The organism is Paenibacillus sp. PK4536 (assembly GCF_028594455.2).
Lineage (GTDB): Bacteria > Bacillota > Bacilli > Paenibacillales > Paenibacillaceae > Saccharibacillus > Saccharibacillus nuruki.
This window is the reverse complement of sequence record NZ_CP126313.1, coordinates 4505636-4530109: the sequence shown is the minus strand read 5'-3', so window position 1 is coordinate 4530109 and position 24474 is coordinate 4505636. Positions and strand designations below refer to the sequence as shown.

Here is a 24474-nt window from a genome sequence, read left to right as displayed (position 1 = left end):
GCAAAAGTAGAGAGATGACATAAAGGACGGGATAAAGAATGGCTATACGTATTATTGTAACTGAACCGGATGACGTGCTTCACAAAAAAGCAAAAGAAGTGACTAAAATTACACCCAATGTACAAAAGTTGTTAACCGATATGGCGGACACGATGTATGATGCAGATGGTGTAGGTCTTGCTGCGCCACAAGTTGGGATTTTGAAACGTCTGATTGTAGTTGATGTAGGCGATGATAACGGATTGATCGAACTCATTAATCCTGAAATTATAGAAAGCAATGGCGAGCAATTAGGCACTGAAGGCTGTCTGAGTATTCCAGGTCTAAATGGTCAAGTTCGTCGTGCGTTGGAAGTAACGGTTAAAGGGTTAGATCGTAATGGTGAAGAAGTGACAATCACAGGTCGTGATCTATTAGCACGTGCTTTTCAACATGAGATCGATCACTTGAACGGTGTACTGTTTACTGATATCGCAGAACGTGTCTATGACCGTAAGCTAGATGAGGAAGGGGAATAAGTCTATCGTGAAAATTGCATTTATGGGCACACCTGATTTTGCTGTGCATAGCTTGAATGTTCTGATTGAAGAAGGCATGAACGTAGTCTGTGTCGTAACTCAACCCGATCGTCCTCAAGGTCGTAAAAAAGTATTAACGCCTACGCCTGTCAAAGCGGCAGCTGTAGAACATGGTATTCCTGTTCTTCAACCACAGCGGATGAGAAATCCAGAATCTATTGCAGAACTGGCCGCTTATGAACCTGATTTGATCGTAACGGCTGCTTTTGGACAGATTTTGCCCAAAGCAGTACTTGATCTTCCTCGTCTAGGTTGTGTCAATATTCATGGTTCTTTGTTGCCTAAATATCGTGGTGGTGCACCGATTCAGCGGTGTATTATTAATGGTGAGACAGTAACAGGGATTACACTGATGTATATGGCAGAGGGACTTGATACAGGGGATATGATCTCCAAGATTGAAGTTCCGATTACCGATGAAGATACATCGGGTACCTTATTTGCCAAAATGAGTGAAGCGGGAGCAACAATTCTTCGTCAAGAATTGCCACGTTTGTTAGAAGGTAAAGTTGACGCAGAACCGCAAAATGATGATGAATCAACCTATGCTCCGAACCTAACTCGTGAAGATGAACAGTTGGATTGGTCGAAAACCAGTCGTGAATTATATAATCAAGTGCGTGGTCTTGTACCGTTTTCCGGTGGATTCACGTTATGGAACGGTGAAGTATTCAAAGTATGGAAAATGAGCAAACCTGCTACCGATGTCACTTTAACAGGTGCTGTACTCGATGCCAAACCTGGAACTGTTTTAGACTTGTCTCCAGAAGGTATCGTTGTTCGTACAGGCGATAACACAGTGACACTTACAGAGATTCAACCTGCGGGTAAAAAAGCGCTCAAAGCGTCTGAATTTGTACGCGGAACGTCAATGACTAAAGGTACGGTGCTCGGGTGAATAATCAAAATCATAACAACAAATCCAAACGTCAACCGAATGCAGATAGCCCATTAGCAAATAGCACCAAAACGAAATCAGATCCAAAAAGCAAATCGGTTCGCCCCACAACAGCTCGTGAAGTAGCTTTGGAAGTACTTACTGCTGTGGAAGAAGAAGGTTCATATAGTAATCTTGTTCTCAATCAAATGCTCAATCGTATTCGTTTGGAACGTGCGGATATTGGACTCGCCACAGAGCTAGTGTACGGTACGATTTCACGTCTGAATACGATTGATTATTTCCTTGGACAATTTGTGGCTAAAGGCTTAAATAAACTTCAACCATGGGTACGTAATCTGTTACGGTTTAGCTTTTATCAAATCTATTATCTAGATCGTATTCCTGCGCATGCGGCTGTAAATGAAGCGGTTAATATTGCGAAGCGTCGTGGACATCAAGGCATATCAGGAATGGTTAATGGTGTCTTGCGTAATGTAATTCGTCGTCGTGAAGAATTAGTTATTCCGCAAGATTTGCCAGCAGCCAAAAGAATATCATTGCAACATTCATTCCCTGAATGGATGGTAGCACGTTGGATCAAGCAATATGATGAAGCGACAGCAGAGCAAATCTGTATTTCTAATAATGAAGCTCCATCGGTAAGTATTCGTGTAAATACGCATCGTACTTCTCGTACAGCGATGTTGGAATTGCTACAAAGTGAAGGATATGAGGTAGAAATTTCTCCATTATCTCCAGATGGTATTCTGGTACATGGTGGCGGTAATATGGCGTTAACATCATGGTATCAAGAAGGATTGATTTCGGTACAAGATGAAAGTTCGATGTTAGTGGCAGAAGCGGTACAAGTTCAAGCTGGAATGAATGTACTCGATTGTTGCGCGGCTCCCGGTGGGAAAAGTGTTCATTTGGCAGAGAAAATGAATAACAGTGGCCATATTGTAGCTAACGATATTCATGAGCACAAGCGTCAGTTGGTTGATGATCAGGCAGAACGTCTACAACTTTCGATTATCGAAACGACCGTTGGTGATGCCTTAACACTAGCAGAACGTTATCCTGCGGGTTCTTTTGATCGGATATTGTTAGATGCTCCATGTTCCGGTCTAGGTGTTATTCGTCGTAAACCTGATCTTAAATGGAATAAAAGTATGGCGGATATCAAAGAAATCGTACAGTTACAACAACAGTTGTTGCAGAATATGTCTACTTTACTCAAGCCTGATGGTATTCTGGTATACAGTACATGTACGATTGAACGTAGTGAAAATGAAGCGATTGTGGAATCTTTTTTACATCAAAATAAGCAGTTTGAAGTGGTTCCTTTTGCACCGATCACTACCAATCATGCTACAACAGGTGTACAGATTTTACCGCAAGATTTTCATTCAGATGGATTCTATATTGCGGCACTACGTAAAAACAGTCATTAAAATAAATGATATACAAAGAAAGCGCCTTTTGGGCGCTTTTTATGTTGGAAAAGAAATTCACTTTTAAACAGACAGGTCTGCATATTTATGAGGATGAACCGATTAATCGAGTCTCTAAAAAGTGTCGAATCAGATCAACGCTAATCGCTAAATCTTCTTCCAGTGGAAAATGCCCTGTGTTCAACAAATGAACATCTACATCTTCAAGATCATCCATATACGCTAAGGCTCCCTTGACTCCAAAAAACATATCATTTTTACCCCATGCGACAAGAACAGGTGGTTGATAAGTACGGAAGTATTCATGCCATGTTGGATATTGCTTCAGATTGTTCTGATAATCAAAATAGAGCGCCAGTTGAATCTCTTGATTACCTTCTCGATCCAGATGAATCTGATCGTTGTTCCAATTGTCTGGACTAATGGATTCAGGGTCACGCGTTCCATTTACATATTGATGTTTTGTAACTTCGATTGTTAATATGTCAAGCACATCTTGACGAATCGCAGCATCGTTAGGATTTTTCCAAAAAGCTTGGATAGGTGCCCATGCAGATTCAAGTCCCACTTCATAAGCATTACCATTCTGAGAAATAATCGCTTGAACACGTTCTGGATGCATAACGGCTAGACGATAGCCAACTGGAGCGCCGTAATCATGTACGTAGATACTGTACGTAGCCAAGTTTAATTGTTCAACAAAATCGTTGATCAGATGAGCAATACTGTCGAACGTATACTCGAAATCAGCCATTGGCGGTTGATCGCTGTTACCAAACCCTGGATAGTCAGGAGCAATAACATGGTAACGATCAGCAAGTTGAATCATAAGATTACGGTACATATGCGAGGAAGATGGGAATCCGTGTAGTAACAAAATCGTGGGATGATTGCGATTACCTGCTTCTCGATAAAAAATGTTTAAACCATTAACCAGCTCATACTTATGCTTCACGTTCATAGAGATCACCTCAGTTTTAGTTTTGAATTGCAATGTGTAATGGTGCTATCACTTTTTAAATTATACATACAGGTCTGTATAGTTTCAAGCTATTTTATTTGTATTTACATTGGAGTCGATTTAATATAAACTTACAGGTCTGTATATATTGATAATCAATTGCAAAAGCTTTTGGGAATAGAGGTTATGTGATGGTTAATAAAAGTAAAAAAGAACAGATTCTGCGAGTCGCTTCTGAACTTTTTAATAAACAGGGGATTCGTGCTACAGGTGTCGATCAAGTCGTCGCCGAATCTAAAGTCGCCAAAATGACGTTATATAATCATTTTCCATCCAAAGATGAACTTGTTTTGTCTTATCTGAAAAGACAGGATGAACAGTGGAGAGATTGGTTCGAATCTTCTGTTGATCGTCGCGGAGGTACACCACAAAATCGTTTGCTAGCTGTCTATGATGTGTTAGGAGAATGGTTTGTAGCGCCAGATTTTACAGGCTGTGCTTTTATCAAAACAGCTTCGGAATTTTCAGATGATAATCATCCTTACTTTGTAGCTTCTCATCAATATAAAGTGTATCTACGTGATTATATTGCATCACTGGTAGAACAGTGCAATGTTAAACAATCGCAAATGTTAGCTAGCACTCTATATATGTTAGTAGAAGGAGCTATAATGACTTATATGCTACAAACAGAGCCAGAGGCAGCTGTTCATGCTCGTGAAGCAGCACAAATTCTGATTCAGCAACTATCGTAATGGATCTTGGCTGGATATCTTAGGATAACGAAATATGCCTTGAATAAAGCGACTTTTGCTATGTTTATAAATAAATATGAGTCTATAATCTGTAAAATGAATAAAGTTGTGATAAATATGACGATATCTTAATGAACAGACTCTTTAGGGTTTGATTGTTTTATGCTAGAATAGTAAGGATGAAATTCAATGTTGACCGTCATGTAATCAGTAGTATCAAAAAATGAAAAGAATTTGAGAATAGGTGTGATAATTGTAATGAAACCTTTTATATATGATTATGCTTTGGAAGATCTACAGAACTGGGCAAAAGAAAATAATGAACCTGCTTTCCGTGCAGGACAAATTTTCGACTGGCTGTATGTGAAGCGTGTGACTTCGTTTGAGGAAATGACTAACCTTTCCAAGGAACTTCGCGCTAAACTAGACGACCAGTTTTCTTTTGTTCTATTGGATGAGATTACAAAAATGCAGTCTAAAGATGGTACGGTTAAGTTTTTATTTGGTCTGCATGATGCTCATGCGATCGAGACGGTTATTATGCGTCACAACTACGGAAATAGTATCTGTGTAACGACACAGGTAGGTTGCCGTATCGGTTGTACATTCTGTGCATCCACACTGGGCGGATTGAAACGTAATCTGACAGCAGGTGAAATTGTTGCTCAGGTTGTTCAAGCACAGAAGATTTTGGATGAAACAAATGAACGGGTAAGCAGTATCGTTATTATGGGTTCAGGTGAACCTTTTGAAAACTATGAAGCAACAATGACCTTTTTACGGATTATGATTCATGAAAAAGGATTGAATATCGGTCAACGTCATATCACTGTTTCTACAAGTGGAATCGTACCGAATATTTACAAATTTGCAGATGAAGATACGCAGATCAATCTAGCGATCTCTATTCATGCACCGAATGATAAATTACGTTCTAAATTAATGCCGGTTAACCGTCGTTTTCCTTTTGATGATGTAATGGAATCTCTTCGTTATTATTTGAAGAAAACAGGTCGCCGGATTACGTTTGAATATGCGTTGATTGGTGGCGTTAATGATCAACCTGAGCATGCAGAAGAATTAGCAGATGTTCTCAAAACAATGATGTGTCATGTCAATTTGATTCCTGTTAACTATGTTCCAGAACGTGATTATGTGCGTACCCCGCGCAAAGATATTTTTGAATTCCAGCGTATTTTATCAGACAAAGGTGTGAATGTAACGATCCGTCGTGAGCAAGGACACGATATCGCTGCTGCTTGTGGACAATTACGAGCGAAACACATGGAGTCGACTGCGAGGTGATCACATTTGATTAGAACAGCGCAACATAGTGATAGGGGACACGTTCGACAAGTGAATGAAGATTCAGTATGGATTGGTTCAATTCAACAGGAATATACATTAGGTATAGTTGCTGATGGTATGGGCGGACATCGTGCTGGCGATACAGCAAGTCAACTGGCAGTGCAGACGATTATTGGTGATCTGCAAGGGCTAGAAGCGGGCTTATCGCTTGAAGCATGTCGTGCCGCATTACATGATGCTATTTTACATGCGAATAATGTTGTTTTTCATACTGCTCAAATGGACGACAGTTACCACAATATGGGAACGACTGTTGTAGCTGTATTGCTACGCGGTAATAGCGGCATTATCGGTCATATCGGTGATAGCCGCGCTTATCTGGTAGGCGAAGAAGCATTACGTCTATTAACGCAAGATCATACACTGGTCAATGAATTACTCAAAAATCATCAGATCACCCAAGAAGAAGCAGCTGTTCATCCGCGCCGTAATGTATTAACACGTGCGCTGGGTACAGATGCAGAAGTTGTCGTTGAAATTGACGATATTCAGCTTAAAGTTGGCGAAGTGTTATTACTATGTAGCGATGGCTTAACCAATATGATTGGTAATCAGCAGATCGAGACCGTTGCGTTAGCAGGTATTGCACTTGAAGAACGCGCGAAGCATTTAGTAGCATTAGCCCTAGAAGCTGGTGGCGAAGATAATATTACTGTTGCCCTGTTCGAAATGGATGACTCTACAGTAGAGTTAAGCACGAAGGGGTGGGAACAATGATCGGACATACGCTAGGCGGCCGTTATGAAGTCATCGAGGAAATCGGTGGCGGTGGTATGGCGCTTGTATATAATGCGCGCGATGTGCTGCTTAATCGTCATGTTGCCATCAAAGTTTTGCGCCAGCAATTTGTATATGATGAAGAATTTATTCGCCGTTTTCGTCGTGAAGCTCAATCGGCGGCTTCCTTATCACATCCTAATGTGGTCAGCATCTATGATGTCGGACAAGAAGGCGATATTCACTATATCGTGATGGAATATGTACAAGGTTACAATTTAAATGAAGTGATCAAAGAACGTGCGCCTTTGCCTGTAGATGAAGCGATACGAATTGCTTCCCAAATCTGCGATGCACTAGATCATGCTCATCATAATCAGATTATTCATCGTGATATCAAACCGCATAATATTTTGATCGGACGTAATGGACGGGTCAAAGTAACCGATTTTGGTATTGCTCGTGCTGTCACCTCTACAACGATTACACAGACAGGCTCTGTGGTCGGTTCGGTGCATTACTTTTCACCTGAACATGCTAAAGGTGTGGCTACAGGCGAGAAGTCTGATCTGTATTCACTGGGTATTGTATTGTATCAAATGCTCACTGGGCGACTTCCTTTTCTGGGCGAAAGTCCTATTAGTGTAGCGCTTAAGCATTTACAAGATGAATTTGAAGAACCGCGGTTGATCAATCCGCTGATTCCGCAAAGTGTAGAAAATATTATTTTGAAATCTATGCGCAAAAATCCTTCGGAACGTTATAACTCGGCGCATGAAATGTTGCAAGATTTGGACACTTGTCTTTTACCAGAACGTCGTAGTGAAACCAAAGTGTATTTCCCTACGATTGATGATGATGAACAGACACGAGTTATATCCGCAATTCGCCCGACTTCGATTCCTGTTGGGGATGATGATCGTAAGTCTGATCGTGAAATGTCACGCTCGTCTGCGCCTTCGAAGAAACAGCGTAGATGGGTGAAGCCGACGATTTGGATTTCTGCGGTTGTCGTCTTGCTGGCACTGATGACGATTGCGACGATGTATGTTCGCTCGACTTTAGAAGTGGCAGATGTGGCTGTACCGAATCTGATCAATCAGACACAGGATAACGCTAAGCAGCTAGTGAAGGCTCAGGGGTTGGAAATCGGTCAGGTCACAAGTGAATACAAAGAAGGACAGCCTGCCGGTATTGTGATCGCCCAGAGTAAAGACGCGGGATCGATGGTCAAAGAGGGCGCTATAATTGATATTACGGTTACCGCTGAAAAAGAGTTATCCAAAATGCCTGATCTGAATGCCAAAACATATGAAGATGCACGTAAACTCTTACTTGCTGAAGGATTCAAAGAAGATCAGATAACACGTATAGATGCAAATAATGACAATGTAGATAGTGGAACCGTATTTGATCAGACTCCAGGAGCGAATGCAGATGTTGATCCCGCAACGACAACAGTCACGGTGACTGTAAGTAAAGGAACAGCTACAGCTTCAGTACCTGATCTAACCGGTATGAGTCAATCAGAGGCGCAATCCAAACTATCTTCTAACGGATTTGCTATAGGCGATGTAGGGCAAGAAACCAGCTATACTGTAGCGAATGGTAAAGTGACCCGACAAAATCCTGCTTCCGGTAATTCATTAAGCAAAGGAAGTAAAATATCGTTCTGGGTGAGCTCTGGGTATCCGCCAGAAGCATTCGACTATACGTACTCCGTATCTATTCCGCCAGCTACAGCAGGCAAATCAAGCAAAATCAATATTAAATATACCGATGCTACTGGTGAAAACAAAGATTGGGGAACCAAAACAATCAATTCACGTCAATCGCTAAAAGTGAATATGGTTTTGGGACCGAATCGAGATGGCGCTGTATCGATCTATCGTGATGGTGAATTTATTGATACGTACGCGATTGGGTATAACGAAGCGAAGCAAGGTACTGTACAAGAAACTGTAGTCGAACCAGACGCTCCTGTTGAAGTTCCACCGGTCGATAATGGTGGAAGTACAGGCACAGGCACGGGAACAGATGATCCTGCCGTAGATCCACCAGTAGACGGTCAAGGCACTACACCGACTGATCCAGCTACAGATGGAACTGCGACGACTGATCCAACAACAGAAGAAGGAACAGCGGATAGTGGAGATACCAGTACACCGTAATAGTGATCATGTATAAACCAGTAACCATAAGAATGCACAATCCAAAGAAATAAGCTTTATCCATGAGGGGACGTAATCACATGCTACAGGGCTTAATCGTCAAAGCTTTAAGCGGCTACTATTATGTACAACAACAAGTCGATGATATAGCCTCGGGCGGGGATCACCGGAAAACAGTTCAGTGTCGTGGACGCGGTATTCTTAAGAAAAAAGGGATTGCGCCTTTAGTCGGCGATCAAGTGTTGTATTCGTTAACTGAAAATGGAGAAGGTACAGTGGAAGAATTATTGCCTCGAAAAACAGAGTTGATTCGTCCACCTGTGGCCAATATTGAACAAGCTGTTCTTCTGTTTTCAGTGAAAGAACCGGATTTGAGTCTACATTTATTAGATAAATTTCTGGTTCATGTGGAAGATGCGAATCTAGAACCATTGATTTGTTTTAGCAAAATGGACTTGATCGATCCAGACGATACCCAAACATTAGCTGAAGTGGAGCAAGCACGTCTACTGTATGAACAAATTGGTTATAAAGTCATTTTGACCAGTGCGGAAGACGGTTTAGGTACAGCATCGATTCGTGCAGAATTATCGAATCGAATCAGTATGTTTGCAGGACAATCAGGTGTGGGTAAATCTTCTTTACTGAATGCTATTATTCCTGGAAGTACAATCAATACTAGCGAGATCAGTATGCGACTTGGACGTGGACGGCATACGACACGCCATGTCGAGCTGATAGAGCTTGATGGCGGTGGTTATGTAGCCGATACTCCGGGATTCAGTCAGATGAACTTTACACAGCTTGGTGTAGATTTAGAAGACTTGGGATCATGTTTCCGTGAGTTCAATGAATACTCAGACGGTTGTAAGTTCCGTGGATGTACTCATTTACACGAACCGGGCTGTAAAGTAACCGAAGCATTAGCTAAAGGTGAAATCGCAGAAAGTCGCTATAAGCACTATCAATTATTTTATCAAGAAATGAAAGATGAAAAACGGAGGTATTGAACGATGAATCCTATCAAAATTGCGCCTTCGATCTTGTCTGCTGATTTTGCCAAATTAGGTGCAGAAATCGCAGAAATCGAACGTAGTGGAGCAGATTGGTTACATGTTGATGTAATGGATGGTCATTTTGTACCTAATATTACATTCGGTGCTCCTGTATTACAGGCGGTGGCTCCGCATACAGGATTGTTTGTAGATGTGCATCTAATGATCGAAAATCCAGAAAATTATATTGCTGATTTTGTTAAAGCAGGCGCACATATGATTACTGTGCATGCAGAAGCATGTGTACATTTACATCGTGTTATTCATTTGATCAAAGAGCATGGTGTGAAAGCAGGGGTAGCCTTGAATCCTGCGACTCCGATCTCTGCGATTGAAGAAGTATTGGATGATTTGGATATGGTGCTTGTGATGACCGTTAACCCGGGTTTTGGTGGACAAGCGTTTATCCCACGTATGGTCGATAAAGTAAAACAATTACGTGATTGGGCTAACGCGAAAGGTCATACGGCTTTTCATATCGAAGTCGATGGAGGCATCTCCGCAACAACTGCCAAATTGGTCGTGGATGCAGGTGCAGATGTGTTAGTAGCAGGAAGTGCTATCTTTGGAGCTCCTGATCGTGCTAAAGCGATCCAAAGTATTCGAGATAGCTTGAACTAACCAACTCATGATCTTGTAGTGATTGCGTATATATCATAAAAAAACCAGTAACGTTATCAGTACGATAATAGTTACTGGTTTTTTATATAGGTGTATATGTATATTTGGAATGTTTGAGCCATACTTTAAAAATGAAATCAAAAAAACATCCCTATCGCTAGAGATGCTTTTCATCATTACATATAATACAAATGTATTAGCCGTAAATTATACGCGAGTCACTTTACCGGATTTCAAAGCACGGGTGCTGACATATACGCGTTTTGGTTTACCGTCTACCAAGATGCGAACTTTTTGAACGTTCACGCCCCAAGTACGACGATTGCGGTTATTAGCGTGAGAAACAGTATTACCACTACCAGGTTTTTTACCTGTTACATAACATTTGCGAGCCATAGTTACACCTCCTATTTCCAAAAAAACTGCATGAAAACAACACTTCTACCATATTAGCATAACGATTTGACTATAGTCAACAGTGTCAAATACTTTATTTATTTCTATGGTAGGTTATAGTACAATGTAAAATAGTCCGACGTATATCTTTTTGTTGGATCTTAAAGGTAACTGACTTGATGATTTCTGGATCGTTTATAAGAAATCGTCTATTCTTTATACCTTCTCGCCTATTTTTGGTACTTGGTACAAGGACAAGGTTCTAATTTGTAGTTATGGTGGTAATGGATAGAGTGGCATTGATAGAGAATAGTCTGTTATAGTCCTTATGAAATACAAATATGGCTTTTCAACAATCTTAACTACAACTAAAAATGAATATCCTGACCGAAATATGATCCGGCAGGATGTATAGGTATGATGAGGAAGGGGAATTTTCATTGAGTAAGCGTTTTTTAAATGGGACTGATTTTACCGCTATGGTACTGGCTGGAGCGGAGCGATTGCAACAACATGCAGAGCACGTCAATTCCCTCAATGTGTTTCCGGTACCTGATGGAGACACAGGCACTAATATGAATTTGACGATGACTGCGGGCGTTACAGAACTAAAGCGTAATCACTCGGCTGCTATTGGATCAACTGCAACCGTATTATCTAAAGGGTTATTGATGGGAGCACGTGGTAATTCAGGTGTTATTTTATCTCAATTATTCCGTGGATTCAGTCGTTCTGCGGCTTCATATGAAGAATTAAATGCGAATCAATTTGCAGCAGCTCTTCAAAGTGGAGTGGAATCAGCGTATAAAGCAGTCGTGAAACCGGTAGAAGGAACCATCTTAACGGTTGCCAAAGAAGCTGCCAAACATGCACTCTATTATTCACGTCGCACGACCGATATTACCGAGTTGATGGGCGAAGTGCTCAAGCGTGCTCAAGAAACATTGGCACAGACTCAAGAAATGTTACCGATCCTCAAGCAAGTAGGCGTAGTGGATTCAGGTGGACAAGGATTAGTCTATATTTATGAAGGCTTCTATAACTACTTACAACATGGTTATGAAGTGAATCAAGAGCAAGCGGATATCTATGCGAATATTGGAGAAAGTGTTCCGGTACAAGGTTCTAGCGTAGCTTTGGATAAAGCTAAAGGATTAGCGACCACTACTCCTGATCATTCTGCTCAATCTCGTATGGAGACCGAAGATATCGAGTTCTTGTACGATATGGAGTTTTTTATCAATCGTCAGATCGGTGATATCAAAAATGCTGCTTTTAATGAAGAATCTTTCCGTCAGGAACTTTCTAAGAATGGAGATTCAATTATTGTTATTGCCGATGATGAAGTCGTCAAAGTACATGTCCATTCCAAAGCACCCGGTGAAGTATTGAACCTGGCATTACGTTATGGTGAGATTACACAGATTCATATTTTGAATATGCGTGAGCAACATCGTGATCTATTATCAGCAGGACTAGATATTGCGCCATCACCAGACGTATTTGCTGAAATGCCACCACAACCACTGACTGCTCAGGAAACAGCTACACCTCCAGCAGAAGAAGTGGCAGCTTATGGATTTATCGCGGTATCGTCAGGAGACGGTATTTCTGATATTTTCAAAAGTCTAGGTGTAGATGCTATTCTATCCGGCGGGCAAACGATGAATCCGAGTACAGAAGATTTCGTCAAAGCTGTAGAAAGTATGTCAGCTGACCATATCTTTATTTTGCCAAATAACTCTAATATTGTACTGGCGGCTCAACAAGCCAAAGACTTATTAGAAGAAACACATCACATCACAGTTATTCCAAGTAAAAGTATTCCACAAGGGATTGCTGCGGCATTTGCTTTTCAAGAAGATGAAGATGTCAGTGTCAATCAGAGCAATATGAATGAAGCACTGCAACATGTGAAGTCCGGTCAAGTGACTAATGCTGTACGTGATACTGTTATTGAAGATATGAATATTAAAGAAGGACAATATATCGGAATTCATAATTCCAAAATTGTAGCCGCTAGTGATCTCATGCTAACCACCTGTCAACAACTACTGTCCAAAATGATCGAAGAAGGACAAGAAGTAGTGACTGTGTTAGTAGGGCACGATGCAGATGATCAAGACACCAGTGCACTTATGGGCTGGTTAGAAGAGACATATCCGGATGCAGAGATTGAGATGCATGAAGGTGGTCAACCCGTTTACCATTACTTATTCTCGGTAGAATCTTGAAAATAGGAACGATAGGAGGGAGAAACGATGGCACATACGATAATCGTGACTGATAGTACAGCAGATATTCCGGCTGCTCTAGCAGAACAGTATGGTATACGGATTATCCCGTTAAGTTTATTTTTCGGTGAAGAAACGTTTCAAGATGGTGTAGATATTCAGGCGACCGAGTTTTACCGTCGTCTGGTGTCTGTATCAGTATTACCAACTACATCACAGCCTTCTCCTGCCAAATTTGCAGAAATGTATGAGTCGATTCATGCACAGTATCCAGAGGCTTCCATTATTTCGCTTCATCTGTCTTCTGGGCTTAGCGGGACGTATCAATCTGCACTTATTGGGAAATCAATGATCGATCAAGATGATCATATAACGATATTGGACTCCAAATCAGCATCGTACGGTTTTGGTATGGCTGTGGTCCACGCTGCAAGACTTGCGGAACAAGGCAAAACAGTAGATGAGATTGTAGAAGGTATTGAACATATTTTGAAAAGTCGTTCGTTATACTTTATTGTAGATGATCTGGAAAATCTGCGTAAAGGTGGACGGATTGGACGAGCATCGGCTGTTCTCGGAACCTTGCTTAATGTGAAACCAATCTTATCGATCGACGAACAAGGACAAATCTATGCGGTTGAAAAAGTAAGAGGTCAGAAAAAAGCAATGGCACGTATCGTTGAAATGATGCGTCAAGAATTAAAAGTTGATAAAATTAATCTAGCTTTGGGACATACAGCTGATCCACAGTCTACCGAGCCACTGTTAGCGCTGTTCAAAGAACATTATGAGATTGGTGAACTGGTATTGCCAGACATCGGATCTGTAGTGGGAAGTCATACAGGAGCGCGCACATTAGGGATCTTCGCGTGGCCGGATCAGCCATAAACGAGGGATGAACATGAATATCAGTCTGGAACAGATTACAGTTCGGCAAGTGAACGGCGTGAGTGCTCTCAAAGAAGGAGAGCTTCACGCCTTTGACGTCTATACGATCCTTGATTTACTGGAATATTTTCCATTCCGGTATGAAGATTATCGTTTACGATCATTAATAGAAGTCAAAGATGGCGAAAAAATAACCGTTCAAGCCAAAATAGTAGGTCTACCTGTACTACAACGTTATGGTAAAAAGTCACGTCTGACCTGTAAAATGATGGTCGACGATTGGATGGTTACAGCGACATGGTTTAACCGTCATTATCTCAAAGAACAATTAACTTCCGGTCGTGAAATTATACTGACTGGCAAATGGGATCAACGCCGCTCACAAATGACAGTGCTTGATTCTGAATTTCCTGATAAGGGAACACAACGTAGTGGTAGTCTGCAACCTGTCTATTCGGTCGGGGGTAATATCACGCAAGGTTGGATGCGCAAAACGATTGGTAAAGCGCTCGACCAATACGGTGAAATGATTCCTGAGATTTTGCCACAAGAGATTATGCGTCGGTATAAGCTGGTATCACGCAAGCAAGCGATTCGCCATTTGCATCAACCTGGTGATATTGAAGAAGGTAAGCAAGCACGTCGCCGCATGGTCTATGAAGAGTTATTTCTGTTCCAATTAAAATTACAAGCGTATCGCAATATTAATCGTAAGCGTAATAGCGGAATTGTCCATACCACAGATAATGCAACGATTCGTGAATTTGTTCGTAGCTTGCCATTTGAATTAACGAATGCGCAGAAGCAAGTGGAATTGGAAATTCTCAAAGATATGCGTGAGCCTTATAGTATGAATCGTTTGCTTCAAGGAGATGTAGGTTCTGGTAAAACAGTAATCGCTGCGATCGCTTTATTTGCAACTGTGCGTTCAGGGCATCAAGGTGCACTGATGGTACCGACCGAGATTCTAGCAGAACAGCATATGCGCTCGCTCCAGCGGATGTTTGAGCCTTTTGATATTACAGTCGGGATGTTAACCAGTAGTGTCACAGGGCGCAAGCGGAAGGATCTACTGGCTTCTTTGCAAATGGGAATGATAGATATTCTGGTAGGTACCCATGCTTTGATTCAAGATGAAGTGTATTTCCGCAGTCTGGGCGTAGTGGTCACTGATGAGCAGCATCGCTTTGGTGTCAATCAGCGTAGTATTTTAAGACGCAAAGGATTCGATCCTGATGTGCTCACGATGACAGCTACACCTATTCCACGTACACTAGCTATTACCGCCTTTGGAGATATGGATGTGTCGACGATTGCAGAACGTCCTAAAGGTCGCAAACCGATCAGTACGTATTGGGTGAAACATAATATGATGGATCGTGTCAAAGGATTTATTGCGCGCGAAATTGACCAAGGACGACAAGCCTATCTCATCTGTCCACTTATAGAAGAATCCGACAAATTGGATGTACAGAATGCGATTGATCTGTATATACAAATGGATCAAGATTTTCCTAATTACAAAGTAGGATTATTACATGGACGTATGAGTGCAGCAGAAAAAGAAGAAACGATGCGTCACTTTTACAGTAACGATATTCAATTGTTAGTCTCAACAACGGTTGTTGAAGTTGGAGTAGATGTACCTAATGCCACACTGATGATTATTATGGATGCTGATCGCTTCGGCTTATCTCAACTTCATCAGTTAAGAGGACGAGTTGGTCGGGGTGAACATGCATCGTTTTGCATTTTGATTGCTGATCCGAAGTCTGAAAATGGACAAGAGCGGATGCGTGCGATGACTGAAACCGAAGATGGATTTGAAGTTTCTCGTCGTGATCTGGAAATTCGAGGGCCTGGTGAATTTTTTGGTACCAAGCAAAGTGGATTGCCTGAATTTAAAGTAGCCGATATGATGAGCGATTATGAAGTATTAGAAATTGCTCGTGTAGATGCTGTTAAATTAGTAAGCAACGAATTTTTCTGGACTTCACCCGAATACGCTGCTTTGCGGGATTATCTGGAACGTCAGCAAGTATTTCAAGGCGAGTTAATGGATTAAACGCAATAGACTCAAACTGGATATGAAAAAGGAGAATACGATGATCGTATTCTCCTTTTTTTTGCTATACGTTATAAAATACATATGATTAACATGTACAAATCGATATCTCAGCAGCAAATATTATTTTTTACAAAGATATCTCTAATTATAGATTGACGGTGTATAGGATAGAGCTTTAATATAGATTTAATATATATTTTCGATATCAAATATATTCTTACATAGCACTGTTAATAATCCTCTGTGCTTGATCTTTTGCCTCTACCTTATATTGTTCATATTGTGTTTGTGTAATTTGACCAGCAGCTAATTGTTGCTGCCAGATGATGCTTATGTTATTGATCAACAAATCGGTAATTTTCGTTTCTTCCATACCTTGATGCTCAGCGATTTGAGCAATTGTATCTCCATCTTGTAAATACTGTTTTAATTCCAAACTGTTCATACCGAGTAAACTGGATATTTCATCAAATAAATGGCCTATATTTGCTGTCGTATCAATAGATAATAGATTTCTTGTTGTTAATATAGTATGGGAAGCAGAGGGTATACGTTCTCTTTGCATAAGTTGGTGCATATCACGCCTTGGAGTCTGATTAACGGATAATGGAGTCGCTATCGTACGTTCCAGTCGGCTAGGAATGGTTTTGCTGATTGTCGCTGCATGAGCTTGTGGAATAATCAGTAAGGTTCCACTTACAGCTAGCGCCATTGCCATTGAACTGGTCGCCATTATTTTTTTGATATCCATCAGGCTCTCTCCACCTTTCTAACTTGATACTTTACGTTGAGGATATCCACTTAGCATACTTGCTGTAGATGAGAATACTCTTAAAAGTAAATTAAAATACGCTAAGAATATTTCATAGAATGTAAAGTATAAGGACTCTACCCTTTTTTATACTAAGACTTTTACTAAGTAAAGTTGCAACGCATTCAAACGGCATTGTAGTTTGAATGATGCAGTTCAGTTTACTGAACATATACAGCTTGAGACTAGAGACGAGAGGGGTTACAGACAAATGAATATGAAGCAGAAATGGATTTTACCTCTAAGTATGGTGCTAATGATCTTAACCGCAGTAGGGTGTAGTAACAGTGGAAGTGAAGGTGCTTCTTCAGGAGAGGCAGGCAGTACAGATAGTAAATCCTACAAAATCGGCATTTCGCAGATTGTCGAGCATCCTTCTTTGGATGAGACTCGTGAAGGGTTTTTAGCAGCACTTAAAGATGCGGGCATGGTAGAAGGTCAGAATTTAACCGTCGATTATAAAAATGCACAGGGCGATTCAACCAATAACTTATCGATTGCACAGACGTTATCTCAAAGTGACAATGATCTCGTGTTAGCGATTGCTACCCCTTCAGCGCAAGCTGTTGTCAGTCAGGTTAAAGATTCACCTGTTTTATTTGCGGCAGTAACAGATCCATTAAGTGCCAAGATCGTTAGCGATCTACAAAAGCCGGGTGGGAATGTATCAGGAGCATCGGATACGAATCCAGAAGCAATCACAGAATTAGCTGATTTTATCGGTACAGAATTACCTGATATCAAAACAATTGGATTAGTGATTAATGAAGGTGAACCTAATGCTGTAATTATGGCACAACGTGCAGAAGAAGCTTTCAAAAAGCACGGAATTACGATGATCAAAGCAGCAGTTACCAATACTTCTGAAGTTCAGCAAGCTGCACAATCATTAGTTGGTCGTGCAGATGCCTTTTATATTACACTGGATAACTCGGTAGTGAGCGCAGTAGATACTGTTATTCAATTAGCCAATGAGAACAAAATGCCTTTCTTTTCTAGTGATCGCGATACCGTTGAAAAAGGAGCTTTTGCTACAGTAGGCTTCAAATATTATGATCATGGTTATCAAGTTGGTCAAATGGCTGTAGACGTATTGAAAAATGGCAAAAATGTAGGTGATCTACCTGTAGCTATGCAAGAAAAGCTAGATTTGATTTTGAATCTGAAAGCAGCTGAAGCACAAGGTATTAAAGTGACTGATGAAATGAAAGCCAAAGTCAAAGATCCTGAGAACAATTTGATCCAGTAATAGTATAGTAGCGAGCACTATAGCTAAAAGTGAAATAGGATCACACAGAGTGGGGTGAGCTTCTTTTGAGTTCATCCCATTTTGCTACCGTAGGCTTGATCCTATCCGTATCAGCACCAGTGATCAGCAACGAAGCAACATGAAGAAAGGGCGGGCTAGAGTATGGAGTTATTTTTGAAAATAGGCGAAGGATCGATACAACTAGGTTTGTTGTATGCTCTGCTCGCATTAGGTGTATATATTACGTTTCGTATTTTGGATTTCCCTGATTTGACGGTGGATGGAAGCTTTACCACAGGCAGTGCGATTGCAGCAGTGATGATTGTTCATGGTTTTTCGCCGTGGTTAGCTTGTCTAGGAGCTTTTGCAGGCGGACTTGTAGCAGGAGCCTGTACAGGATTACTTCATACAAAAGGTAAAATTAATGGACTATTATCTGGTATTCTGATGATGATTGCATTGTATTCGATTAATTTGCGCATTTTAGGTAGTCCGAACGTGTCTATTTTTGGTAGCGATATGGTATTTGATCATATTTCTCCAATCACATTGATGCTGATTATTGTGATTGCATGTAAATTGTTGCTAGATGCCTTTTTGCGTACAGATATGGGATTGGCGCTACGAGCAACAGGCGATAATAAGCAAATGATTCGCAGTCTAGGCGCTAATACCGATACAACAACCATTATTGGAGTAAGTCTTTCCAACGGGTTGGTGGCTTTATCAGGTGCCTTTGTTGCTCAGACATCGACTTTTGCAGATGCGACATCAGGTATTGGGATGATTGTGATCGGACTAGCTTCAGTCATTATAGGAGAAGCGATTTTCGGTGCCAAAACGGTATTTAGAGCTACATTGGCTGTTATTTTAGGTTCGATTGTGTATCGGATTGTGGTCACAGCTGCTCTACGAATCGAATGGTTTGAAGCATCTGATCTCAAATTAATTACAGCGGTTATAGTTATTATTGCACTTGTGTTCCCGGCTGTTCGAAGCAAAGTGAAACAAAAAGGATTAGCCAAAAAGCGCTCTGCTGAACTATTAAGCAATATCCAGACAGCGCCCTATTCCAAACCAACCGGAGGTGAACAGTAATGTTGCATATCGAAAATGTATCTAAATTGTTCAATCCGGGTACTGTCGATGAAAAAATTGCTTTGATCGGTATTCAGCTTCATTTGAAGCCGGGCGATTTTGTGACTGTGATCGGTAGTAATGGTGCAGGCAAATCAACACTTATGAATATTATTTCCGGGGTAATAAAACCCGATACAGGTCTGGTTAATATCGAAGGGCAATCGGTAGGACATCTAGCAGAATATCAGCGTAGTCGCTGGATCGGACGTGTTTTTCAAGATCCAATGGCTGGAACAGCTCCTCATATGTCGATTGAAGAAAATCTAGCGATGGCTTATCGCCGTGGTAAAAATCGTGGCTTTTCATTTGGCGTGACAACAGCAAGACGTAATCTTTTCAAACAAGAGTTATCACGTCTTGGGATTGGATTGGAAAATCGGCTACGTGCCAAAGTGGGGATGTTATCAGGTGGAGAACGCCAAGCTTTGAGTCTATTAATGGCGACATTTACTCGCCCACAGATACTATTACTGGATGAACATACCGCTGCCCTTGATCCTGCACGTGCCGACTTGATTACATCACTGACCAAAGAAATTGTACGTGATATGAATCTAACGACATTGATGGTTACACATAATATGGAGCAAGCGATACGTCTTGGTAATCGTCTAATTATGATGGATAAAGGCAAAATTATTTTGGATATTGATGAAGAACGGAAAAAAGATCTAACGATCGAACGATTGATGTCTGAATTTGAGCAAATCAGCGGGACTAAAATGGCAGATGATCGTGTGGTACTTGGTTAAAGGTCTATATTAAATATTTGAAGATAAACCCAATCATTCTGTGATCTACAGAGCGATTGGGTTTATTTTGAAAGGTGTCACAATCAAAAGAAGCAAAATAGTGTAAAATAAAAAGAATGTAGTTCAACCATAATCATAACCAGAATCTAAACGAAAACGAAAGAATAAAAAAGTATATCCTATATCCTTTTTAACTTTATAGTGGAGGCATACATGCTTAATAATAATGTAACGTTAATTATCCTGTTACAGCTGTTTGAACGTGCAGCATTGTTACTGATTTGTTTATACTTTTTAACGAGGTTATCGCATTTTAGACAGATTTTTCAGAAAGATATATTATTCAAAAAAGATTTGCTAATTATTTCGATTATTTTTAGTGGATTTGCTGTATTTGGTACGTATACAGGTATAAATGTAGAAGGTTCACTGGTCAATGTACGAATTATAGCTGTGATGGCTGGCGGTATATTATTTGGTTGGCCGGTCGGGATCGTCACTGGTGTCGTCTCAGGGCTTCATCGCTATTTGATTGATATAGATGGTGTTACTTCAATACCTTGTCTGATTACCAGTATTACCGCAGGAATTGTCTCAGGATATATTCATCAAAAAGTAAAGCGTAATCGACGCTGGATTGCTGGTATAGCAGCAGGCATGTTTTGTGAAGCATTAACCATGTTTTTAATTCTAGTGATGGCAGAACCGGCTCAACTAGGTCGAGAAATCGTATCTATTATTGCTTTGCCGATGATTCTAGGTCAGGTGAGTGTAGGTCTAATCGTTCTATTTGTACAAGGAGTCGAAGGAGAAAAGGAAAATATTGCTGCAAGGCAAGCAAAGTTAGCCCTGGATATTGCCAATAAAACACTTCCTTATTTCAGGTCCATTAATAGCGAATCATTGCGCAAAATATGCGGTATTATCAAAGAGGATATTCAAGCGGATGCTGTAGCGATTACAGATACCAAGCTTATTTTAGCTTATGTAGGACTTGGCGAAGATCACTACAATATCGGGCATGAGATTATTACCGATGCGACCAAACAGACGATTCGTAGCGGTGAGATTATGATTAGCAATAACGATATGGAAGGCAAAGTGCCTAATATTCAATCGTTAATTATTATTCCTTTGACTGAAAAAGGGATCGTTACAGGTGCACTCAAAATTTATTACCGTAAAGCGCATAAAATAACATATTCTTTACAAACATTAGCAGTAGGTCTTTCTCAGATCATTTCTACATTGATGGAAGTGTCTCGGATTGAGCAGATGAAAGAAATGGCAAACAAAGCTGAAATTAAAGCGTTACAGACTAGTATTAATCCTCATTTTCTATTTAACGCTCTCAATGCGATAGCATCGTCCATCCGTATCGATCCTAACTATGCCCGTGAAATGATTATCAATCTATCCGGTTATCTTCGTCATAGTCTGGAATGGAGTGACCAATTGATCGATATTAATAAAGAACTCGGTCAGGTTGTGAATTATGTTGAGATTGAAAAAGCACGATTTGGTAATAAATTGACAGTGATCTATGATGTGGATGAAGAAGTAGAAGTGAAAATCCCCAGTCTTATTATTCAGCCATTAGTGGAGAATGCGATAGTGCATGGCATTTTGAAAGGTAAAGGTTCCGGTACAGTAACATTGTCGGTTAAAGATCATGGCGATCAAGTACTCATCAGTGTAGAAGATACAGGAGCAGGAATCGATCAAGATATTATTACGAATGTCTATAATGGTAAAATGCCTGAAAATCGAATCGGGCTTTCAAATGTGCATCAACGGGTCAAATTGATCTATGGTGAAGGATTACAGATAGAGCGTCTTGAACGAGGCACACGTATCCAGTTTAAAGTGAAAAAGGAGATGTCATGAAAGCAATCGTAGTGGAAGACGAATTTCTGGCGAGACAAGAATTAGAATATTATATCCGTACACATAGTCAGATTGAGATTGTAGGTAGCTTTGACGATGGAATGGATGTTTTAAAATATGTACAAGATCATGAAGTAGATGCTATTTTTCTTGATATTAATATTCCTTCGTTAGACGGTGTATTCTTAGCGCATACGATCAGTAAATTTTCACGTAAACCTTATATTATTTTTATTACAGCGTACAAAGAACATGCCGCAGAAGCGTTTGAAATCGAAGCGTTTGATTATATTTTGAAGCCCTATAGTGAGTCTCGTATGACATCAATGTTACGCAAATTAGAAAATACGTATGAACGTGATCAAGGTTCGCAGACTCTATCTAATCCGTCTTCTGAAAAAGAATCAACAGAGCAACATGCTGAAGAGACTCATTCTAATGCAGATCAGTCTACATTAGGTCAATCAACAACAGCCAGTACAACACATGTTCCTCATCATGCACATGTGTTGCAAGGTAAGATTAGCTTATGGAAAAATGATAAAATTCAGGTGATTCCTGTAGATGATGTGTATTATGCGTCTGCCAGCGAGAAAGTAACGAATGTATTTACCAAGCGAGCTGAATATACAGTCACTTCAAGTATTTCAGAATTTCAAAATACATTACCAGAGGAATACTTCTTCCGTTGTCATCGTTCGTATATCGTCAATATCACCAAAATCCGTGAAATTGTGCCGTGGTTTAATAACACTTATTTACTTCGTTTACATGATCTGGATTATGAAGTTCCAGTGAGCCGAAGTAAGGTCAAAGAGTTCAGGCAGATCATGAGTATCTAAAGGCATTTCATTCCGTATATACTGCATTTCATTCCTTTTTGAGAATGTTACATCAAAGGTAGGGTTATAATTTGGTCATAGGAAACAGAGAATTCTCCGAACCATATAACACTACAATTTGCGGTCCTTACGGAAAGGAACATCGATCATGAAAAACGTATCCAATCAAGCCAGTACAGCTCAATTACAAACCACTAAACCTCCAGTCAATCGTTGGTTGATTGCACTCGGTACAATTATTGTACAAATGGGTCTGGGGACGATTTATACATGGAGTCTTTTTAACCAGCCTCTTGTTGATAAATTCGGTTGGGGTCTCAGTTCAGTAGCGATTACGTTTTCGATTACCAGTTTTGCTTTAGCTTTTTCCACTTTATTTGCAGGGAAATTACAAGAAAAATGGGGTATCCGTCGTCTGATTGGTATCGCGGGTATTGTACTCGGTGTAGGCTTAATGCTTAGTTCGCAAGTCTCTTCATTACCTTTACTGTATATGTTAGCAGGGGTGATTGTTGGATTTGCAGATGGTACAGCGTATATTACATCGCTATCTAACTTGATCAAATGGTTCCCGGAACGTAAAGGGTTAATCTCCGGAATATCTGTAGGAGCATATGGAACAGGCAGTCTCATTTTCAAATATATCAATGGTGCTTTTATCGGTTCTGTAGGTGTATCAGCAACATTCTTGTACTGGGGCATTATTGTGCTACTAATGATCGTTATTGGTTCACGCTTTATTCGTGAAGCAAATGTATCCGGTGCACCAGCTCCACAAGCAAAAGCAGCACAACAACGCGTAGGTGATAGCCAACCATCTTCTATCAAACCAACAGCAACAGTAGTTGTTCATGATTACACAGTTAAAGAAATGCTCAAAACTAAACAAGTATACTTACTGTTTATTATGTTCTTTACCGCATGTATGAGTGGATTGTACTTAATCGGAATTGTCAAAGATATCGGTGTTCAATTAGCAGGTTTGGATTTGGCTACAGCAGCTAATGCGGTTGCTATGATCGCTATTTTCAATACAGCAGGACGTATTATTTTGGGAGCATTGTCTGATAAAGTAGGACGCATGAAAGTGATCTGCGGTACATTTATAGTGACAGCAGCAGCGGTTGCGGTTCTAAGCTTTATCCCATTAACATACAGTATCTTCTTCGCAGCTGTTGCAGCGATTGCATTCTGCTTCGGTGGTAATATTACCGTATTCCCTGCGATTGTGAGTGATTTCTTTGGACTCAAAAATCACAGCAAAAACTATGGTATTGTCTATCAAGGATTTGGTATTGGTGCATTAGCAGGTTCATTTATTGCAGCATGGATGGGTGGATTCAAACCAACCTTTATCGTTATCGGCATGTTATGTATCATATCCTTCTTGATTGCACTGTGGATCAAACCTCCAGTTGCTGGCGCAACCGAAGAAAAACAAACCGCAGACGAGAAAAAATGGAGTGCCAAACCGCATACAGCACGTAGTTAATAGGCATACTCTATTGTACTTGTAAGATGTAGATATGATTATGGAAATACAAATAATCATACATGTCATATTGATCACTCATTGTAAAATCTAAAAGCGCCTCTTATCCACTAAGAGACGCTTTTTCTATAGGTTCTATAAGTGTTAAGTAATTG

Annotated in this window: 21 protein-coding genes; 18 read left to right on the top strand and 3 right to left on the bottom strand. The window is 40.4% G+C overall.

Translation table 11 applies throughout. The features are described 5' to 3' along the window. The first annotated feature begins 38 nt into the window (after positions 1-38). The 3 genes from def to rsmB are packed head-to-tail and all read left to right on the top strand — an operon-like array spanning position 39 to position 2912. Positions 39-518 carry a peptide deformylase gene (gene def, locus PO903_RS20140; RefSeq protein ID WP_137220708.1) on the top strand — a complete coding sequence of 160 codons (480 nt, stop codon included), beginning with the start codon at positions 39-41 and terminating at the stop codon, positions 516-518. A 7-nt stretch (positions 519-525) separates the two neighbouring features. Next, entirely contained in the window at positions 526-1476 is a 951-nt protein-coding gene (fmt, locus tag PO903_RS20135) for a methionyl-tRNA formyltransferase (RefSeq protein WP_273594400.1), read from the top strand. After that, positions 1473-2912, top strand: coding sequence for a 16S rRNA (cytosine(967)-C(5))-methyltransferase RsmB (gene rsmB, locus PO903_RS20130; protein ID WP_273594399.1), 1440 nt, complete (start codon positions 1473-1475; stop codon positions 2910-2912). The genes fmt and rsmB overlap by 4 nt, the downstream gene beginning before the upstream one ends. An 85-nt stretch (positions 2913-2997) precedes the next feature. Here the strand turns inward: rsmB and PO903_RS20125 are convergent, their stop codons facing one another. Further along, positions 2998-3873 carry an alpha/beta fold hydrolase gene (locus tag PO903_RS20125; RefSeq protein WP_273594398.1) on the bottom strand — a complete coding sequence of 292 codons (876 nt, stop codon included), beginning with the start codon at positions 3871-3873 and terminating at the stop codon, positions 2998-3000. A 191-nt stretch (positions 3874-4064) separates the two neighbouring features. Between PO903_RS20125 and PO903_RS20120 the strand changes: the two genes are divergently transcribed. The 6 genes from PO903_RS20120 (at position 4065) to rpe (ending at position 10560) form a co-directional block, all read left to right on the top strand. Beyond that, positions 4065-4628, top strand: a complete 564-nt coding sequence (locus PO903_RS20120) for a TetR/AcrR family transcriptional regulator (protein WP_083243609.1) — start codon at positions 4065-4067, stop codon at positions 4626-4628. Between the two features lie 258 nt (positions 4629-4886). Next, positions 4887-5933 (top strand): dual-specificity RNA methyltransferase RlmN, encoded by a 1047-nt coding sequence (rlmN, locus tag PO903_RS20115; RefSeq protein WP_069329042.1) that lies wholly within the window; start codon positions 4887-4889, stop codon positions 5931-5933. A gap of 6 nt (positions 5934-5939) precedes the next feature. Further along, a complete protein-coding gene (locus PO903_RS20110) occupies positions 5940-6713 on the top strand; it encodes a Stp1/IreP family PP2C-type Ser/Thr phosphatase (protein WP_069329043.1) in 774 nt (257 codons plus the stop codon). Continuing rightward, positions 6710-8884: a Stk1 family PASTA domain-containing Ser/Thr kinase gene (gene pknB, locus PO903_RS20105; RefSeq protein WP_273594397.1), complete on the top strand. Its 2175-nt coding sequence runs from the start codon at positions 6710-6712 to the stop codon at positions 8882-8884. Before PO903_RS20110 ends, pknB begins: the two co-directional genes overlap by 4 nt. Before the next feature lie 80 nt (positions 8885-8964). Then, positions 8965-9894 (top strand): ribosome small subunit-dependent GTPase A, encoded by a 930-nt coding sequence (rsgA, locus tag PO903_RS20100; RefSeq protein ID WP_137220703.1) that lies wholly within the window; start codon positions 8965-8967, stop codon positions 9892-9894. A gap of 3 nt (positions 9895-9897) precedes the next feature. After that, on the top strand, positions 9898-10560 hold the full coding sequence (gene rpe, locus PO903_RS20095; RefSeq protein ID WP_273594396.1) for a ribulose-phosphate 3-epimerase: 663 nt from the start codon (positions 9898-9900) through the stop codon (positions 10558-10560). Positions 10561-10767: 207 nt separating this feature from the next. Here the strand turns inward: rpe and rpmB are convergent, their stop codons facing one another. Continuing rightward, positions 10768-10956 carry a 50S ribosomal protein L28 gene (gene rpmB / locus PO903_RS20090; protein ID WP_069329046.1) on the bottom strand — a complete coding sequence of 63 codons (189 nt, stop codon included), beginning with the start codon at positions 10954-10956 and terminating at the stop codon, positions 10768-10770. A 440-nt stretch (positions 10957-11396) separates the two neighbouring features. Here rpmB and PO903_RS20085 point away from each other — a divergent pair, with 440 nt between their 5' ends. Genes PO903_RS20085 through recG form a run of 3 tightly spaced genes read left to right on the top strand, consistent with a single transcriptional unit; the run spans position 11397 to position 16143 of the window. After that, entirely contained in the window at positions 11397-13190 is a 1794-nt protein-coding gene (locus PO903_RS20085) for a DAK2 domain-containing protein (RefSeq protein WP_137220701.1), read from the top strand. 27 nt (positions 13191-13217) lie between these two features. After that, a complete protein-coding gene (locus PO903_RS20080; protein ID WP_273594395.1) occupies positions 13218-14078 on the top strand; it encodes a DegV family protein in 861 nt (286 codons plus the stop codon). A gap of 13 nt (positions 14079-14091) precedes the next feature. After that, positions 14092-16143 (top strand): ATP-dependent DNA helicase RecG, encoded by a 2052-nt coding sequence (gene recG, locus PO903_RS20075; RefSeq protein ID WP_273594394.1) that lies wholly within the window; start codon positions 14092-14094, stop codon positions 16141-16143. A gap of 220 nt (positions 16144-16363) precedes the next feature. Here the strand turns inward: recG and PO903_RS20070 are convergent, their stop codons facing one another. Continuing rightward, on the bottom strand, positions 16364-16897 hold the full coding sequence (locus tag PO903_RS20070; protein ID WP_273594393.1) for a hypothetical protein: 534 nt from the start codon (positions 16895-16897) through the stop codon (positions 16364-16366). 277 nt (positions 16898-17174) lie between these two features. Here PO903_RS20070 and PO903_RS20065 point away from each other — a divergent pair, with 277 nt between their 5' ends. From PO903_RS20065 to PO903_RS20040, 6 genes are all read left to right on the top strand, one after another. After that, a complete protein-coding gene (locus PO903_RS20065) occupies positions 17175-18206 on the top strand; it encodes an ABC transporter substrate-binding protein (RefSeq protein ID WP_273594690.1) in 1032 nt (343 codons plus the stop codon). 162 nt (positions 18207-18368) lie between these two features. Continuing rightward, positions 18369-19304, top strand: coding sequence for an ABC transporter permease (locus PO903_RS20060; protein WP_137220699.1), 936 nt, complete (start codon positions 18369-18371; stop codon positions 19302-19304). Beyond that, positions 19304-20098, top strand: coding sequence for an ABC transporter ATP-binding protein (locus PO903_RS20055; RefSeq protein ID WP_069329052.1), 795 nt, complete (start codon positions 19304-19306; stop codon positions 20096-20098). The genes PO903_RS20060 and PO903_RS20055 overlap by 1 nt, the downstream gene beginning before the upstream one ends. Before the next feature lie 213 nt (positions 20099-20311). Continuing rightward, positions 20312-21985, top strand: a complete 1674-nt coding sequence (locus tag PO903_RS20050) for a sensor histidine kinase (RefSeq protein WP_175425217.1) — start codon at positions 20312-20314, stop codon at positions 21983-21985. Then, positions 21982-22827 carry a LytR/AlgR family response regulator transcription factor gene (locus PO903_RS20045; protein ID WP_137220698.1) on the top strand — a complete coding sequence of 282 codons (846 nt, stop codon included), beginning with the start codon at positions 21982-21984 and terminating at the stop codon, positions 22825-22827. The genes PO903_RS20050 and PO903_RS20045 overlap by 4 nt, the downstream gene beginning before the upstream one ends. Positions 22828-22975: 148 nt before the next feature. Further along, positions 22976-24319, top strand: coding sequence for an L-lactate MFS transporter (locus PO903_RS20040; RefSeq protein ID WP_273594392.1), 1344 nt, complete (start codon positions 22976-22978; stop codon positions 24317-24319). The last annotated feature ends 155 nt before the right edge of the window (positions 24320-24474 follow it).